Source organism: Streptomyces sp. NPDC093544 (assembly GCF_040683495.1).
Lineage (GTDB): Bacteria > Actinomycetota > Actinomycetes > Streptomycetales > Streptomycetaceae > Streptomyces.
The window spans coordinates 71,975-88,865 of record NZ_JBFBEA010000009.1 but is presented as its reverse complement, the minus strand read 5'-3'; the positions used below and the strand labels follow the sequence as shown (position 1 = coordinate 88,865).

General features: G+C 69.1%; 17 protein-coding genes. 12 read left to right on the top strand and 5 right to left on the bottom strand.

The features are described from left to right. Positions 1 to 38: 38 nt before the first annotated feature. From AB0N66_RS15460 to AB0N66_RS15440, 5 genes are all read right to left on the bottom strand, one after another. Positions 39 to 1,547, bottom strand: coding sequence for an ABC transporter substrate-binding protein (locus AB0N66_RS15460; RefSeq protein WP_365433905.1), 1,509 nt, complete (start codon positions 1,545 to 1,547; stop codon positions 39 to 41). Positions 1,548 to 1,649: 102 nt separating this feature from the next. After that, positions 1,650 to 2,540 carry a sugar phosphate isomerase/epimerase gene (locus AB0N66_RS15455; protein WP_365433902.1) on the bottom strand — a complete coding sequence of 297 codons (891 nt, stop codon included), beginning with the start codon at positions 2,538 to 2,540 and terminating at the stop codon, positions 1,650 to 1,652. A gap of 39 nt (positions 2,541 to 2,579) precedes the next feature. Further along, positions 2,580 to 3,689 carry a Gfo/Idh/MocA family oxidoreductase gene (locus tag AB0N66_RS15450; RefSeq protein WP_365433899.1) on the bottom strand — a complete coding sequence of 370 codons (1,110 nt, stop codon included), beginning with the start codon at positions 3,687 to 3,689 and terminating at the stop codon, positions 2,580 to 2,582. Positions 3,690 to 3,753: 64 nt separating this feature from the next. Next, the gene (locus AB0N66_RS15445; RefSeq protein WP_365433897.1) at positions 3,754 to 4,674 is read right to left on the bottom strand and encodes a sugar phosphate isomerase/epimerase; all 921 of its coding nucleotides are present in this window, start codon (positions 4,672 to 4,674) and stop codon (positions 3,754 to 3,756) included. Continuing rightward, positions 4,671 to 5,774, bottom strand: a complete 1,104-nt coding sequence (locus AB0N66_RS15440) for a Gfo/Idh/MocA family oxidoreductase (protein ID WP_365433894.1) — start codon at positions 5,772 to 5,774, stop codon at positions 4,671 to 4,673. The genes AB0N66_RS15445 and AB0N66_RS15440 overlap by 4 nt, the downstream gene beginning before the upstream one ends. Positions 5,775 to 6,000: 226 nt before the next feature. Here AB0N66_RS15440 and AB0N66_RS15435 point away from each other — a divergent pair, with 226 nt between their 5' ends. From AB0N66_RS15435 to catC, 12 genes are all read left to right on the top strand, one after another. After that, positions 6,001 to 7,239 carry an ROK family transcriptional regulator gene (locus AB0N66_RS15435; RefSeq protein WP_365433891.1) on the top strand — a complete coding sequence of 413 codons (1,239 nt, stop codon included), beginning with the start codon at positions 6,001 to 6,003 and terminating at the stop codon, positions 7,237 to 7,239. 155 nt (positions 7,240 to 7,394) lie between these two features. Then, positions 7,395 to 8,582, top strand: a complete 1,188-nt coding sequence (locus AB0N66_RS15430) for an acyl-CoA dehydrogenase family protein (RefSeq protein WP_365433888.1) — start codon at positions 7,395 to 7,397, stop codon at positions 8,580 to 8,582. Positions 8,583 to 8,624: 42 nt separating this feature from the next. Then, entirely contained in the window at positions 8,625 to 8,993 is a 369-nt protein-coding gene (locus AB0N66_RS15425; RefSeq protein WP_365433885.1) for a hypothetical protein, read from the top strand. Continuing rightward, positions 8,990 to 10,264, top strand: a complete 1,275-nt coding sequence (locus AB0N66_RS15420; RefSeq protein WP_365433882.1) for an aromatic ring-hydroxylating dioxygenase subunit alpha — start codon at positions 8,990 to 8,992, stop codon at positions 10,262 to 10,264. The genes AB0N66_RS15425 and AB0N66_RS15420 overlap by 4 nt, the downstream gene beginning before the upstream one ends. Continuing rightward, positions 10,254 to 10,784, top strand: a complete 531-nt coding sequence (locus tag AB0N66_RS15415; protein WP_365433879.1) for an aromatic-ring-hydroxylating dioxygenase subunit beta — start codon at positions 10,254 to 10,256, stop codon at positions 10,782 to 10,784. Before AB0N66_RS15420 ends, AB0N66_RS15415 begins: the two co-directional genes overlap by 11 nt. Beyond that, positions 10,781 to 11,548 (top strand): SDR family NAD(P)-dependent oxidoreductase, encoded by a 768-nt coding sequence (locus AB0N66_RS15410; protein WP_365433876.1) that lies wholly within the window; start codon positions 10,781 to 10,783, stop codon positions 11,546 to 11,548. Before AB0N66_RS15415 ends, AB0N66_RS15410 begins: the two co-directional genes overlap by 4 nt. A 106-nt stretch (positions 11,549 to 11,654) precedes the next feature. Then, positions 11,655 to 12,608, top strand: coding sequence for a PDR/VanB family oxidoreductase (locus tag AB0N66_RS15405; RefSeq protein WP_365433873.1), 954 nt, complete (start codon positions 11,655 to 11,657; stop codon positions 12,606 to 12,608). Between the two features lie 58 nt (positions 12,609 to 12,666). Continuing rightward, positions 12,667 to 13,191 carry a 4-hydroxyphenylacetate 3-monooxygenase, reductase component gene (hpaC, locus tag AB0N66_RS15400; protein ID WP_365433870.1) on the top strand — a complete coding sequence of 175 codons (525 nt, stop codon included), beginning with the start codon at positions 12,667 to 12,669 and terminating at the stop codon, positions 13,189 to 13,191. A 60-nt stretch (positions 13,192 to 13,251) separates the two neighbouring features. Beyond that, the gene (locus AB0N66_RS15395) at positions 13,252 to 14,487 is read left to right on the top strand and encodes an amidase (protein ID WP_365433867.1); all 1,236 of its coding nucleotides are present in this window, start codon (positions 13,252 to 13,254) and stop codon (positions 14,485 to 14,487) included. Beyond that, positions 14,484 to 15,587, top strand: coding sequence for an enolase C-terminal domain-like protein (locus AB0N66_RS15390; protein WP_365433864.1), 1,104 nt, complete (start codon positions 14,484 to 14,486; stop codon positions 15,585 to 15,587). Before AB0N66_RS15395 ends, AB0N66_RS15390 begins: the two co-directional genes overlap by 4 nt. Before the next feature lie 35 nt (positions 15,588 to 15,622). Continuing rightward, positions 15,623 to 16,480 carry a catechol 1,2-dioxygenase gene (gene catA, locus AB0N66_RS15385; RefSeq protein ID WP_365433861.1) on the top strand — a complete coding sequence of 286 codons (858 nt, stop codon included), beginning with the start codon at positions 15,623 to 15,625 and terminating at the stop codon, positions 16,478 to 16,480. Positions 16,481 to 16,492: 12 nt separating this feature from the next. Beyond that, a complete protein-coding gene (gene catC / locus AB0N66_RS15380; RefSeq protein WP_365433858.1) occupies positions 16,493 to 16,771 on the top strand; it encodes a muconolactone Delta-isomerase in 279 nt (92 codons plus the stop codon). The last annotated feature ends 120 nt before the right edge of the window (positions 16,772 to 16,891 follow it).

The window sequence follows — 16,891 nt, the reverse complement described above, 5'->3', positions numbered from 1 at the left end:
CTCGCCGCTATCGTCCGCGTGTCGCAGCGGCCTTGCCGCTAGCTCGCGGCCGGCGCGAAGTTGTAGATCGGCGGGAAGTTGATACCGGGCTGCGGTGTCACCTTCACGTCCTTGGCGGTCGCGTAGGCGTTCACCGTGGGGGTCCAGGGGGCGTCCCACGCCTGGTCGACGACGTAGGTGTTGAGCTCCTTGAACAGTGCGGTGCGCTCGGCTCCGGTCGCCTTCGAGATCTGGGAGATCAGGTCGTCGGCCTTGGGGTCGTCGTACTTGAAGGGGTTCCAGGTCGCGTTCTTGGTCAGCTCCAGCTGGACCTTGTCCCACGAGGTCGGGGCGCCCAGTTTGAAGTAGGACAGGGCGTACTTGCCGGAGAGCATGCTGCTGAAGATCTGGTCGCTCGGCAGGTTGTCCAGCTTCACCTTGATGCCGATGTCCTTGAGGGACTGGGTGAGGGCCGCCTGCTCCTGCGGGAAGAGGGCGGACATGTCCGGCAGGGTGACCGAGAAGCCGTTCGGGTAACCGGCCTCGGCAAGGAGCTTCTTGGCCTTCGCCGGGTCGTAGGAGTACGTGGAGTTCAGCGAGGCGTCATAGCCCTCCTCCCCAGGGGCGAACAGCTGGGTGGTGGGCTCGCCGAGTCCGGTCTTGGCCGTCTTGATGATGGCCTGCTTGTCGAAGGCGTAGTTGAGCGCCTGCCTGACTTTCAGCTTGCCGAGCGCGGGGACGATCTTGCCGGCCCGGTCCCAGATGAACAGGCCCTCGATGTCGCCGGGTTGATAGGTGACGACGTTCAGGCCACGGTCCTTGACGGTTTTGACGCGGCTGAGGCTGAGCGAGGCGCCATCGAGCTGGCCCGAGAGCAGGGCGTTGGTACGTGCCGTCGGGTCGGCCAGATACTTGATGACGATCTTGTCGTACGGGAAGGCCTTCGCGTTCCAGTAGCCCGACGTGCGCGTGTACGTGTACGTCTGCCCGGCCGTGGTCGCCGAGGTGTCCAGCTGGTACGGGCCGGAGCCGACGGGAGCCTTCGGGTTGTCCAGCGACTTCGGGCTGGCGATCATGCCGGAGACCTGGCCCAGGGCGGGGAGCAGGGCGGCGGTGGGGTGGCTCAGTTTGATGGCGACGGTCTGTGCGTCCACGGCGTCCACGCTCGCGATGTCCTGGATCTCGCCGGCGGCCGTGCCCGTACCGCTCTTGGTGTGCAGAAGGTTCTGTTTGACGGCCTGTGCGTCGAGCGCCGTGCCGTCGGTGAACTTCACACCGCTGCGCAGTTTCAGCGTCAGGGTGGTCTGGGCCTTGTCGTACGTCCACGAAGTGGCCAGGTTCGGGGTGGGCTCGTTCTTCGTGTTCAGCCGGATCAGCGTGTCGTAGACCGGCTGGTAGTACTGGGCCTCGGGGCCCACGCTGGCCTTCGCGAGGTCCCACGGCGTGGCCGTGACCGACTCGGAGATGGTCAGCGTCTTGTCGGCGGCACCGGTCGAGGTGGCGCCGCCACAGGCCGCGGTCGTGATGGTCAGGAATCCGGCGCCGATGAACGCCGCTGTCTTGCGCATGATGTCTCCATCTGTTCCATTACCACTGTCTCCTCGGCTCCCCCTGGTCGTCCCGCTCCCCGACTGTGAACAACCAGTCATTCGACGTTCCGAGCCTGTGGGTCACTGCACGTACTTGGCGGCCCACTCCCCGCACCGTCGGACGCTCTCCTCCGGGGTCGGCTGCGCCCCGCGGTCGACCTCGATGATCAGCCAGCCGTCGAAGCCGTCCGGGAGCGCGTCGACGAAGCCTTCGATGTCGGCGTTTCCGTGGCCCGGCTCCGACCACAGGCCGGCCTTCACCGTCCTGCGGTAGTCCCAGCCCGCCTCCCTCGCCCGTGCCGCGAGGCCGAGGTCGAGGTCCTTGATGTGGACGCTCGCCACGCGGTCGGCATAGTCGCGGACGAGTTGCGCGGCGTCGGCGCCCGCCCAGGCCAGGTGTCCCATGTCGGGCCCGAAACCGAGGACCGAGGCGTCGACGGTGTCGAGGATGAAGCGGGTCTCCTCCTCGGTCTCGGCCCAGGTACCCACGTGCGGGTGGAAGGCGGGGGTGATCCCCTGGGCGCGGATGATCCCGGCCGTCTCCGCCAGCAGGTCCCGTACGCGTTCCAGCCGGCCCTGGTCGGCGTCCTGGCCGACTGCCGGGTGGGCCACGCGTACCGCGTCCTTGGCCATGCCCATGGCGAGGAACATCGTGGGCACACCGAGCTCCGCGTGCTGTTCGGCAATGCGCGCGGCGGTGTCCCGATACTGCTGCCGCTCGGCCTCGTCCTCGGTGAGCCGTACGGGAACGTAACCGGGCGCGGCGCTGAGTCCGTGCTCGGCCAGCAGCGCGGCGTACGTCGCGGCCGTCATGTCGCCGGGGACGTCACTGTGCACGGCGGTGATGCCCGCGTCGCGGATGACCGCCAGCCGGTTCTCCAGCGACGGCGCGAGGCTGGGATCGATCCAGCCTTCGGGGCTCGCGACCCACTGCAGGGGGTTGATGGCGAGACGGTCCTGCCTGATCTTCATGTTCTCGGGTCCTTTCAGAGTGTGGAGCGAGGCTAGGGATCAGTGGGCGTAGCGGGGCTCGGGGCGCTCGCAGCTGCTCTCCAGCGCGACGACCCGGTTCTCCTGCTGCGCGATCTCGAAGCTCGCGAGGACTTCCAGGGTGTGGAAGGCGAACTGGGCGTTCGCGCGGTGCGGCTCACCGGCGAGCGCGCCGACGAGATCCCGAACTCCGAGGCCTCGGCGGTGCTGCTCGGGTGTGCCCACGGCTCCGAACAGTTCGGTCACCGGCGTGAGCACCTCCCAGTCGGTGTCCTGGTGGCGCTTGATCCGTACGTCGCCGTCGAAGAAGTTGGGGTTCGGCAGCGCGAGGGTGCCCTCCGTGCCGTAGATCTCGATCCGCGGCAGCTCGGTGTCCCAGACGTCGAAGCTCATCAGGACGGTGCCGATCGCCCCGGAGGCGAAGGTCAGCACCGCGGACGCGTGGGTGGGCACCTCGACGGTGATCTCGTCGACCACGCGGTCGGGACTGGTGACCTTGCGGGTCTTGGCGCCGATGCGGGTGGCCGCGGAGAGCGAGCTGACCGGGCCGAGGCAGTTGATGAGGGCTGCCAGATAGTAGGGGCCCATGTCGAACACGGGGCCGGCGCCCGGCTGGAAGAAGGAGCGGGGGTCGGGGTGCCAGGTCTCGGCGCGACTGGAGCGTACGAAGGCGGTGGTGCCGACGACCTCGCCGATCAGCCCGGCGTCGATCGCGTGCCGTGCGGTCTGCACGGCGCTGCCCAGGAAGGTGTCGGGGGCCGATCCCAGCAGCCGCCCCGTGCGGGCCGCGGCCTCGAGGATGCTCCGGCCCTCCTCGACGGTGACGGCTAGGGGCTTCTCGGCATAGACATGCTTTCCGGCCTCCAGCGCGGCGATGGTGGTCTTCGCGTGGAACTGCGGGGGCGTGATGTTGATGATGATCTCGACGCTGTCGTCGGCGAGAAGCGCGGTGTCGTCCCCCCATTCCGGGATGCCGAATTCGGCGGCGGCCTGCTTGGCGCGGGCCGGGTCGATATCGGCGACGCGGACCACTTCCAGCTCCGGGAAATTACGCAGGCCTTCGACGTAACGGCCGAATATGTTGCCCGCGCCCAGAATCCCGATGCGGTGCCGCGTGTTCTCCTGAGCCATGAATCTCCTGCGCTTTCTTGTCAGTTGTGGGGGGGTGTCGGTCGAGTGGCGGGGTACGGCCCGGTCAGGCCACGATCAGTGGCCGCAGGGTGCGGTGGGCGATCTCAAGGCCCGTCTTGACCTTCTCCTCGGTGCCGCTCCACACGGGGTCCTCGTGCTCGACCGAGAGCGTCCCGGTGAAGCCGTTCTCGTAGAGGGCGTCCACGACGGCGTTCCAGTCGACCTGGCCGCGGCCCGGGACGCGGTAGCGCCACCAGCCGTTGTCCCAGGGGTCGTCGCGCTCGACCGCCTTGCCGAAGAAGCCGTAGCGGTTGATCGCACCGGGCAGGATCTCGGCGTCCTTGGCCTGGGCGTGGACGATCCGGTCGGCGTACGGCGCGATGGTCTTCACCGGGTCGACGCCGATCCAAGTCAGGTGCGACGGATCCCAGTTGAGGTAGAGCCCGAGGGAGAACATCCACTCCCACAGCTCGGGCGAGTAGGCGAGGTTGCCCGGGTAACCGTCCGGGTGCCAGCCCTCCATCACACAGTTCTCGATGATGAGGCGTACGTCGCGTTCGCCCGCGTACTCGACGAGTTCGGGGAAGATCTTCTCGGCCTCGCGGAGGCTGTGCGCCACGGGCTGGGTCCAGTCGCGGCCGACGAAGGTGCCGACGTACGGAACGTCGAGGGCGGCCGCGGTGTCGATGACCTTCTTGAGGTGGGTGTGGATCTGTTCCCGGCGCCCAGCGTCGGGGTGGAGGTTGTTCTCGTAGTACGCGAGCGCCGAGAGCTGGAGCCGGTGACGCTCGAACAACTCCCTTGTCTCGTCAGCCTGTTGGGTGCCGAAGTCGGCGACCGGCAGGTGTGCGGCCTCGAAGTCGCGGCCGCCGGTGACGGGCCAAGCGGCGACCTCCAGGGCCTCGTATCCGGCCTCGCTCGCCCAGGCGGCGATCTGCGTCAGGGAGAGGTTCGGGAGACAGGCTGTGAGCATGCCGAGTTTCATACGGGGGCCTCCTGGTTCTTGTTGCTGAGGGCGGGGCCGTCCACGCCGGTCCATCCGAGGGAGCCGGCCGACCGCAGCACGGCTTCGACGAGCCGTGCCGAGCGCAGCCCGTCCGCGCCGGTGGGCAGGCCTTCGGGCGTGCCGCCCTCGATGGCCGTATAGGCGTCGCTGACAAAGGAGTTGAAGCAGTCGGCGTAGCCCTGGGCGTGTCCGGCGGGCAGCCGGGAGAGCCGCCGCTGCTCGGCTGAGCCGTGCTGCGGATCGCGTACGAGAATCCGTGCGCCGTCCTGGGCGCCCAACCAGACGGTCTCGGGGTTCTCCTGGTCGAAGACCGCACTTCCCTCCGCGCCGTCGAGCTCGAACCACAGCCGGTTCTTACGGCCCGCCGAGACCTGGGAGACCGTCAGCGTGCCGAGTACACCGTCTTCGGTGCGCAGCAGTACGGCGGCCACGTCCTCGGTGGGCCGGTTCGCGAACGTGGTGCCGATGCGAGCCGTCACCTCGGTGAAGCGGACTCCGGCGACCCACTCCACCAGATCGCACCAGTGGGATCCGACGTCGGCGAAGGCCCGCGAAGGCCCGCCCTCGGCCGGATCCACCCGCCAGGACGTCGCGTCCTCGGCCAGCAGCCAGTCCTGCAGATAGCTGCCGTGGATGAGCTGCCAGGCCCCGAACTCACCGCGCAGGCGGCGGTCGCGAATCTCCCGGACGAGGGGGTGATAGCGGTAGACGAAGGGAACCGCCAGCAACAGCCCGGCGCGCTCGGCCAGTTCGGTCAGATACTCGGCATCGGCGGCGGCCGTGGCCAGCGGCTTCTCGCAGATCACATGCTTGCCGGCGCGCAGGGCCGCCTCGGCCTGCCGGACGTGCAGAGCGTTGGGCGTGCAGAGGTGCACCACCGTGACACTCTTGTCGGCGAGTACCGCGTCGAAGTCCGGATACTGAGCGGGTACGTCCCACTCCTTGGCGACCTGTGCGCTGCGCTCGGGATTCGATGCCACCGCTCCGGCGAGGACACCCCCGGCCGAGCGGATCGCCGCGGCGTGTACCGCGCCGATCATTCCGGTCCCGACCACGACCGCTCGCAGGGAACCACTCATCGGTGCACCTCCGCCGTCTTCCGACCGACCGCGGCCTGAACGCCGCGTTGCGCATCACCATCGTTTAGTTCGCCGGAAAAGCACAAGAGGCCCCATTTAATTTTCTAGGAGGCCTAAAATCGAGCAAATCCCGGGTCTCAACCGAAACGATCTCGGCATGATCCCGACATCGTTGACTTGAAGAGCCCATTGACGGACGTTAGGCGGCACCATTAAGGTCACTGGAATGCATAAAGGCGATGGATATAGCGAGGGACACGCCGCCGGGACGACACCGTCCTCCCCGGTGCCGGTCGCCCTGCGCAGGGTGCTGGATCTCGTGGTCTCCGGTGAGGCGACCAGCCGCGCGGAGATCTCCCGGCGAAGCGGTCTCGCCCGCTCGACCGTGGGCCAGCAGGTCGACCACCTGGTGGCGCGCGGCATACTCCAGGAGCTCGAGAGCAGGGAGTCGGTCCGAGGACGCCCGCCGCGGGTGCTGACGATCAGCCCGCAGGCCGGGACCATCGCCGTCGCGGACATCGACACCCTGGCGAGCCAGGTCGCCATCGCCGACCTCACCCAGCGGGTGATCGCGCACGAGACCGTGGACATCCGGATCGACGCCGGCCCCCGGGCGGTGCTGGACGCGGTGACGGAGCGACTGTCGAGCCTGCTGGCGAGGCACGGCCGCGACCCGAACCGAGTACGCGAGACGGTGGTCGGCCTGCCCGGTCCCGTCGACTTCCAGCACGGCTGCGCGGTACGTCCGACCGGCATGCCCGGATGGGACGGCTACCCCGTCGCCGAGCATCTGCGCACCGCCTTCCGCTGCCCGGTCGTGGTGGACAACGACGTCAACCTCATGGCGCTCGGCGAGGCCGGCCAGGCCACGGCGGACACTCCGCTGCTGTGCATCAAGATCGCCAGCGGTATCGGCGCCGGGATCATCACTGCCAACGGGGATGTGTACCGCGGAGCCGACGGGGCGGCCGGCGACATCGGCCACATCCGGGCGGTCGGCGGCGGCGATGTGCTGTGCGCCTGCGGCAACATCGGCTGTGTGGGAGCCCTCGCCTCCCACCGGGCGATCCTTCGCAGTCTCGGCATTCCCGAAACGACGCCCGAGGACCCGCTGCACGGCGCGCACGAACTGGCGCAGCGGGTGGCCAACAGCGATCCGCCCGCGCTGCACGCGCTGCGCCAGGCCGCCACCGAGATCGGCGAGGTGGTGGCGATGCTGGTGCACATGTTCAACCCGCGCACCCTGGTGCTCGGCGGGCCACTGAGCGAGCTCCGCGACGATCTGCTCTCCGGCGTCCGCGCGGTGGTCTACCAGCGCGCCCTGCCACTGGCCACCCGCAAACTCACCATCACCACCACCCAACTCGGCGCCGCAGCAGGGATCCGCGGAGGGATCGCGCTCGCCACCCGGGACATCTTCAGCCCGCCCGGCATCGCACGACTCCTGGCGAGCGAACCCACGTAAAAGCTCGTAGGGCCCGTCTGCCGCGCCGAACCACGTAAAGGAATCCCCTACACACTCCAGCCAACTCCCAATTGTCGGCCCGTTCCTGGCGCGCCTAGCGTGAAGGCACAGCGGGATCGAAGACCGCCCGCCCGGCAATGCGAGGAGTTTGTCCCATGACGCAGTCGCTGGATTCCCCGGCACCGGTGGATTCCCGGGCACCGGTCGATTCCGACGCCCGAGCGGCCTTCGACCGCGTGCTTTCCCAAGTGGCCGAGCGGCGCGCGGAATTCGAGGAGAAGCGATACGTTCCGCGGGACATGGTCGCCGAGTTCAAACAAGCCGGTCTCTACCGTGCGGGTGCCCCGAAGCGCTTCGGCGGCGACGCACTGCCGCCGACCGAGTTCCTGCGGCTCATCGAGCGGATATCGGAGGTCGACGGATCGGCCGGCTGGGTGGCCAGCTTCGGCTCGTCCCTCGTCTATCTGGCCGCGCTGCCCCTGGAGACCCAGGCCGAGTTGTACGCCGACGGGCCCGATGTGGCCTTCGCCGGGGGCCTGTTCCCCGTACAGCCGGCCGAACTCGTCGACGGCACGTACCGGGTCTCGGGCCGGTGGAAGTTCGCCAGCGGTTGCAAGGGCGCGGACGTCCTCGGCGTCGGCATCAAGGCGAGCGGGGACCAGGCCGGTCAGCGGAACGCCGGTCGTCCGCTGACCGCCGTGATGCGCCCCGAGCAGCTGGAGATCGTCGAGAACTGGGACGTCATCGGCCTGCGTGGCACCGGAAGCCACGACCTGGTGGCCGACGGAGCGCTCGTCCCCGAGGAGTGGACGTTCGTACGCGGCGGCGAACCCACCGTCGACGAACCGCTGTACCGCTACCCGACCGTCCCCTACGCCGCCCAGGTCCTCGCCGTGGTCGGTCTCGGAGTCGCCCGCGCCGCACTCGACCAGGCGATCGCCAGCGGCGGCCGCGCCGGATTCACCGGCGCCCCGAAGCCCGCCGAGCGCGCCACCTACCGCATCGCGGTGGGCCAGGCCGAGGCCCAACTCCGTTCCGCGCGCGCCTTCTTCTACGAGACCACCGGCGAGGTGTGGGCGACGGTCGAGGCGGGAGATCCCGCGACCCCCGAGCAGGCCAGTCTGCTGCGGCTCGCCTCCGCCCATCTCGCGAAGACCGCGTTCGAGGTCGTACGCGCCGCTTACCAGCTGAGCGGCATCCCGGCCATCACCGATGGCAACCCGATGCAGCGCTTCCTGCGCGACGCGTCCGTCGTCCCGCAGCACGCCTTCCTCCAGGAGGGCATGTACGACGGCGCCGGCGCCGTCCTCATGGGCGTCCAGCCCTTCCCCGGCTACCTCTGAGCAGCCTTTGTCCAGCCACCCCCTGAAAGGCGGGAACCCTCCATGCCCCATTCCGGCGACAAACCCCTGCGGGTCCTCTTCTGTATCGGCGTGAACCAGAACTTCTTCGATCTGCCCACCGGTCAGGGCAAGGCCGTCTGGGACGGCTTCACGACCATGCTCTCCCAGCTCTGGGAGCTGCCCGGCGTGAGCGTCCTCGGCACCATGGACGACGACCAGCACATGGTCGGCCCCTCGGGCTCCTGGCCCTGGACGTCGTACGTCCTCGCCGACGTGACCGACCAGCCGACGGTGGCCGCGGCCTGCAACCTCTTCCGTACCGTCCAGGTCGGCGAGCACGGGCTGTGGCGCTACATGAAGATCGAGGCGCGCGTCGGCCGTCCGCTGCCGGAGCCGGAGGTCACCCGATGACCGTGTCCCCGGAGATTCCCGACCTCGCCTCGCTCGTCGAGGACGACCGCGTCGCCGGCACCCTCTACACCGGCCCGGAGCTGTTCGAGCTGGAGATGGACCGGATCTTCCACCGCACCTGGGTGTGGGTGGCCCACGAGAGCGAGATCGCCAAGTCGGGGGACTTCAAGACGGCCTGGATCGGCCGCCGTCCCGTCATCGTCAGCCGCGACCGCCGCGGCGGCGTCAACGTCCTCCTCAACCGCTGCCGCCATCGCGGCGCCAGCGTCTGCGACGTCCCCAAGGGCAACGGCAACGGCTTCACCTGCCCTTACCACGCATGGTCGTACGCCCTGGACGGCACGCTGCGAGGCATCCCCTATCCCGAGGGCTACGAGAACGTCACGGAGAAGAAGGACCTGCCGCTGCAACGCCTCAAGGTGGGGACGTACGCGGGCATGATCTTCGCAAGCTTCAACGACGAGATCGAACCGCTGGAGGACTTCCTCGGCGGGGCCCGGCTGTGGATCGACCGCTTCATGAAGCAGGGCGCGGGCTTCCCGATCAAGGTGCAGGGCGAGCACAAGTTCCGTTTCCAGGGCAACTGGAAGATCCAGTTGGAGAACACGACCGACTGGTACCACTTCCCGATCGTGCACCGCTCCTGGATGTCGTCCGTGGACGCCGAGACCGCGAGCATGCTGTCGATCATGACCGACGAGAGCGCGGTCACCCACGCCCTCGGCAACGGCCACAGTGTCTCCGTCTCCGTCGCCGAGCACGTCGACCTGGACGTCGACGACGGCACCGAGAAGCTCCAGGACCGCTTCGGTCACGTCATCGAGGAGCTGTCGAAGGACCTGCCTCCGGAGCGCGTGCGACGGATCGTGCGCTCGCTGCACGGCGCCGGCTTCAACCTCAACCTGTTCCCGAACGTGGCCATGTCGATGTCCTTCTTCCGGGTCCTGCGTCCCATCTCCGTCGCGGAGACGGAGATCCGGCATGTGGCCCTCGGCCTGGACGGCGGCCCCGAGATCGTCAACCGCGAGCGGCTGCGCATCCACGAGCACTTCCAGGGCCCGTTCGGCTTCGGCAGCCCCGATGACGCCGAGGCCTGGAACCGCGTCCAGCGCGGCGTGACCGGCGGCGTCGACATGCCGATCCTCGTCAACCGGGGCCTCGGCCGGGAGAAGCCCAACGACCTGGGCCAGCCGACCTCCCACGCGACCGACGAGACCGGCATGCGCGAGGCGTACGCGATGTGGAAGAGGATGATGACCGATGTCAAGTGACGTTCTCAGTAAGGTAGTTGTAGATGCCGAGCTGCCGCTCGACGATCCGCGCGCCCTCGCCGCGCTCTCCCTGATCTGGCACGAGGCCCGCCTCCTGGACGCCAAGCGGTACGAGGAGTGGGACACGCTCTGGGCCGAGGGCGGCGAGTACGTCGTCCCCATCGACCCGGAGACGACGGATTTCGCCGGCTCGCTGAATCTGGTGTACGACGACGACCGGATGCGCCGGATGCGCATCGAGCGGCTGACCGGTGGCTTCTCCATCTCGGCGACGGCCGCGGCCCGTACGGTCCGTACCGTCTCGCGCTTCACGCTCGCCGCCCGTGACGAGTCCAAGGATTCGATCGAGATCTGTTCGGCGCAGTTGGTCGTGGGCTACAAGCGCGGCGAGACTTTCGTCCTGGCGGCCGATCTCACGCACCGCATCACATTCACCGACGACGGTCCCCGGATCGTGCGCAAGGTCATCCGTCTGATCAACTCCGAGGACACCGTGACGGCGTCGGGGTTCCTCCTGTGAGCCCGGCAGGGTGGGAGGACGACCAGCCGCGCGTCGCGCTGGTCACCGGAGCGGCCCGCGGCCTGGGCGCCTGTATCGCCTCCCGGTTCTACGACCGCGGCTACCGCGTCGCCGTCACCGACCTGGACGGGGAAGCCGCGGTCAAGGCCGCTGCCGCCCTTGACCCGACCGGGAGTTCCGCGGTCGGGCTCGGCCTGGACGCCCGCGACAAGGCCGCGTTCGTACGGGTACTGGACGACCTGGTCGCACGCTGGGGCGCCGTCCACGTCCTGGTCAACAACGCGGGCCTCTCCAAGGTCGAGGCGCTGATGGACATCACCCCCGACAGCTTCGGCGCGGTCGTGTCGGCCAACCTCGACGGCACGTTCCTCGGCTGCCAGGTGCTCGGCGCGTACTTCGCCGAACGCGGATACGGCCGCATCGTCAACATCGCCTCGCTCGCCGGGCAGAACGGCGGCACGGCGACCGGCGCGCACTATGCCTCGGCCAAGGGCGGCGTCATCACGCTGACCAAGGTGTTCGCCCGTGAACTCGGGCCGCAGGGCGTGACGGTCAACGCCATCTCCCCCGGCCCGCAGGAACTGCCGTCCGTCCGCGACAGCGTCGACCCGGACAGGCTCGCGCAGATCGAGGCCTCGATTCCCGTACGGCGCCTCGGGCGCCCCGAGTTCATCGCCGACATGGCCGTACTGCTGGCGGCGGACAACGCGGACACGGTGACCGGGGCGTGCTGGGACGCCAACGGCGGCCTCTACATGCGCTGAAGCCCTACATGAGCTGAAGCCTTGCATGAGCTGAAGCTCCTCGCCCCTTTGGTTCCGCCCCTTTGGTTCCGCCCTTTGGTTCCGCCCCGAATGTGAAGGCAGACGGATGTTCACTGTCACCGTCACCGAGGCCGTCGACGTCACCGACGCGGTCAAGGTGCTCCGGCTGGCCCGCTCCGACGGCGGTCCGCTCCCCGGCTACCCGGCCGGTGCCCACATCGACGTGACCGGACCCACAGGGATCACCCGTCCCTACTCACTGTGCGGACCGCCGCACGACGCCGGCGCCTACACCATCGCGGTCAAACGCGAGGAGACGTCCCGGGGTGGCTCCCACGCCCTGCACGACAAGACGGAACCCGGCACGGAGCTGCGCATCGGTGCACCCCGGCAGCTCTTCGGCCTCGACCCCGGCGCGAGCGAGCACCACCTGGTCGCGGGCGGCATCGGCATCACGCCACTGCTGGCGATGGCGTACGAACTCCTCGGCACCGGTGCGGACTTCAGGCTGCACTACGTGGCGCGGAGCCGGGCCGAGGCGGCCTTCGCGGACCGGCTGGAGGAGTCCGCCTTCGCCGACCGGGTCGTCCTCCACTTCGGGCACGGGCGGGAGACGGCGCTCCAGGTACTTTCCGAAGCGCTCACCGATCTCCCGGCGAGTGCGCACGTCTACACCTGCGGGCCCCAGGGCTTCATGGAACAGGTCACCGCACTCGCGGCCCGAAGCGTGCAGGAGGGCCATATCCACTCCGAGCTGTTCCAGGCGGCGGACCAGCCGGATGCCGCCCCCGGCGAGAGCTTCGAGGTCGAGCTCGACACCGGTGAGGTCTACACCGTGCCGGCCGACAAGAGCATCGCCGAGGTGCTGGAGGACAACGGAGTCCCACTCGACACCTCCTGCCGCGAAGGCATCTGCGGCACCTGCGTCCTACGGGTCCTCGACGGCGAGCCCGACCACCGCGACCACTGCCTGACCGCCAAGGAAAAGGCGGCGGGCGACCAGATCGCCGCATGTGTCTCACGCTCCAGGTCACCCCGGTTGGTGGTCGAGCTGTGGTGAACCGGCACGTCGAGCGATGCGCCGCGCCGGAGCCCGGCGCAGAGAGGAACAGACGACCATGAACGCGTACGACACCCAACGCGCCCCGACTCAGGCTGACTTCCGGGAGGCGATGGCCCACCTCCCCGCGGCCGTCAACATCCTGACGACGGACGGACCGAACGGCCGTTGCGGCATCACCGTCAGCGCGGTCTGCTCGGTGACCGACGATCCGCCGACCGTCCTGGCCTGCGTCAACCGCAAGAGCGCCATGCACGACGTCTTCAGCGCCAACGGCCGCGTGTGCGTCAACGTGCTCGGCGGAGATCAGCAGGAGTTGGCGATGCACTTCGCCGGCGCGACCGAAGCGTCGATGGCCGAGCGATTCAGCTGGGACATCTGGGACCGGAGTCATGACGTGCCGGTCCTCAAGGACGCGGTGGTGACCGTGGTCGGCACCATCAAGGACTCCAAGGCCATGGGCACCCACAGCGTGCTGTTCGTCGAGATCGAGCAGATCCGCACCCGGGCGGGCGGCCACAGCCTCGTCTACTTCAACCGCAACTTCCACCGACTGGACTCGGCGCCGCCGGTGGCCTGTTGAGGAACGGCCTGTTGAGAAACAGCCTTTTGACGAACACCCCTACTTCGAAAGCAGGTTGACGTGCCCTCACTGACATCCGCCGCGCACGACCCGCGCGAAGCGGTCGACGGCGCACTGCGGAGACTGGCGGAGACCGAAGCGGACATCCGTGCCTGGGTCTACGTCGACGGGGAGGCTGCGCGCGAGGCGGCCGGGCGCGTCACGGACGGGCCGCTGCGGGGTGTGCCGGTCGGCGTCAAGGACATCATCGATGTCGCCGGGCTGCCCACCGAGTGCGGCTCCCCGCTCCGGCGAGGGCGGGTCGCCACGTCCGACGCCTGGCTGGTGGACCGGCTGCGCCGCGCGGGCGCCGTACCACTGGGCAAGACGGTCACCACCGAGTTCGCGTACTTCCAGCCGGGCCCGACCCGTAATCCGCACGACCTCGCCCACACGCCGGGCGGTTCCTCCAGTGGGTCCGCGGCAGCGGTCGCGGCAGGCGTGGTGCCGTTGGCGCTGGGCTCGCAGACGGCGGGTTCGCTGACCCGGCCGGCATCCTTCTGCGGTGTCGCTGGGTACGTCGCCCCGGTCGGCGCCTGGTCGACGCGGGGGTTCACCGGGCTCAGCCCGAGCCTGGACGCGCCAGGACTGATCACGGCCGGGGTCACCGAACTGGCCGCCGTGGTCGATGCCGTCGACGGCACCAGGGCTGAACTCCCGCACAGAATAAGGGCGTTGGTCTGGCCCGGCACCGAACTGGCCGACATCGAACCGGCGATGCTCGACGCGCTGGACCGCACCGCCAGGGCGCTGGCGGCAGCCGGTGCAGAGACGAACGACCTGGGTGGCCAGGTCCGGACGCCCGAACTCGCCGAGACCCACGCCACCGTCATGGCGTACGAGGCCGTGCGTTCCCTGGCCGCCGAGGCGGAGCACCCAGAGTCGCTGAGTAGGCCCCTGCGCGAACTGCTGGAGCGCGGCCGCCGGACGCCCGAGCACAAATACCGCACGGCACAGGACACCGCCCGAACCGCCCGTGCCCGCGTCCTCGACCTGCTCACCCGAGTCGACGTGATCCTTGCTCCGGCCGCTCCCGGCCCCGCCCCGCGCGGGCTCGATGCCACCGGCACCCCCGTACTTAGCCGCCCTTGGCAACTGCTCGGCCTGCCCGTCGTCACCGTCCCGGGCCACCGCGACCCGCACGGTATGCCACTCGGCGTCCAACTCATCGGCCGTCCCGACCGCGTGGCCCGGCTGCTCGGCATCGCCCGGCACACAGAGGCACTCATCCGGGAGACCGCGAGCGGCACCCGATGAAAATCACCGCGATCGAGACGATCCCGTACTCGATCCCGTATGTGAAACCCCTTCGCTTCGCGAGCGGTGAGGTGCACAGCGCCGAGCACGTGCTCGTCCAAGTCCACACCGACGAGGGGCTGGTCGGAGTCGCCGACGCACCGCCCCGCCCCTTCACCTACGGCGAGACACAGCAGTCCGTGATCGGTGTCATCGAGAAGATCTTCGCCCCGCAGCTCACCGGCATGGACGTGTTCGCCCGCGAGCAGGTACACGCCCGGCTGCACCGCACCGTCGGCAACCCGGCCGCCAAGTCGGCCGTGGACATGGCCCTTTGGGACATCGCCGGCCAGGCCCTGGGCCAGCCCGTCACCCAACTCCTCGGCGGCTACACCGACCGGATGCGTGTCGCGCACATGCTCGGCTTCGACGCCCCGGAACGGATGGCGGCCGAGGCCGAGCGAATCCGCGACACGTACGGCATCACCACCTTCAAGGTGAAGGTCGGGCGGCGGCCCATCACGCTCGACCTCGATGTGTGCCGGGCGCTCCGCGAAACCCTGGGCGACGAGGCCGAGTTGTACGTCGACGGCAACCGCGGCTGGACCGCCTCGGAGTCCGCGACCGCCCTGCGCGCACTCGAACCCGTCGGCATCACCCTCGCCGAGGAGCTGTGCCCCGCCGACGACGTGCTGGGGCGTCGCTGGCTCGTACGACAGAGTCCCGTGCCGTTCGTCGCGGACGAGTCCGCCACCACGCCCGCGGAGGTGACCCGCTCCCTGCTGGACGGCGCGGCCACCGCGATCAGCGTCAAGACCGCCCGCACCGGCTTCACCCAGTCCCAGCGCGTGCTGTTCCAGTGCGAGGGGATGGGCGCCGAGGTGGTGATGGGCAATCAGATCGACGGTCAGTTGGGCACGGTGTGCACGGTCGCCTTCGGCGCCGCGTACGCCGCCGCCTCCCGCCGCGCCGGCGAACTCTCCAACTTCCTGGACATGAGCGACGACCTGCTCACCGAACCGGTCACGATCACCGGCGGCACGCTCGCCGTACGGGACCGGCCCGGTCTGGGCGTCGCGATCGACCCGGACAAGCTCACCCGCTACCGCCAGGACCGCTGAACCGCTTTTCCCGATCGGCAAAGGAGCCGCACATCATGTCCGACACCACTCTTAAAGCCACGGCCGCCGCATCCGGCGCTTCGGCCACCGACCGCTTCCGCACCGACAAGACCGTCGCGTCCGGCCAGGCTGTCGCCGACACCGAGCGCGTCAACACCCTTGCCACCGAGCTGATTTCCGCTGTGCACGACGTCATCCGCCGGAACCAGGTGACGTACGAGGAGTACAACGCCCTCAAGGCGTGGCTGATCTCCGTGGGCGAGGACGGCGAGTGGCCGCTCTTCCTGGACGTGTGGATCGAGCACGTCGTCGAGGAGGTCGCGGGCGCCGACCGCAAGGGAAGCAAGGGAACCATCGAAGGGCCGTACTACGTGCCGGGCGCTCCCGACCTCCCCAGCGTCAGCACCCTGCCGATGCGCGAGGACGAGCCCGGCACCCCGCTCCTCTTCCAGGGCCAGGTCACGGGGGTTTCGGGCGAGGCACTGTCCGGCGCGCTGCTGGAGATGTGGCAGGCCGACGACGACGGCCTGTACGCGCAGTTCGCACCCGGCATCCCGCAGTGGAATCTTCGCGGTGCCGTCGAAACCGACGAGGCGGGGCGCTTCGCGGTGCACACCATCGAGCCCGCTCCCTACCAGATACCCACCGACGGATCCTGCGGCAAGCTCATCGCCGCCGCCGGCTGGCACGCCTGGCGCCCGGCCCATCTGCACCTGAAGGTCTCGGCGCCCGGCCACGAGACCCTCACCGCCCAGCTGTACTTCCGCGGCGGCGAGCACGTCGAGGACGACGTGGCCTCCGCCGTCAAGCCTGAACTTGTCATCGACCCGCAGCCGGTGGGCGACGGCGGCAACCAGGTCACATACGACCTCGTCCTCGATCCCGCTTCCTGATCGGAGACCGTCATGCTCTTCGCCGTCCACATGACCGTGAACCTGCCACCCGATCTCGACCCGGCGCTGCGGGCGTCGACCGTCGCCGCCGAGAAGGAGTACGCACAGAAGCTCCAACACTCCGGCGAATGGCTGCACTTGTGGCGCTGCGCCGGTCAGTACTCCAACCTCAGCGTCTTCGACGTCATCGACAACGACCGTCTCAACGAACTCCTTTGGGGGCTACCACTCTTCCCGTACATGGATGTCACCGTGACCCCGCTGGCCCAGCACCCGTCGTCCATCCGCTGACCCCGCGTCTCCCCGTGAACCTGCCCGACCGGGCAGGAGGCTCGGGGAGGGGCCTTGGCCCAAGGCCGGGGAGATGGCGTATGCGTGCTGGTGGCAAGGGAGCTGGCGGAGCTCAGTTCC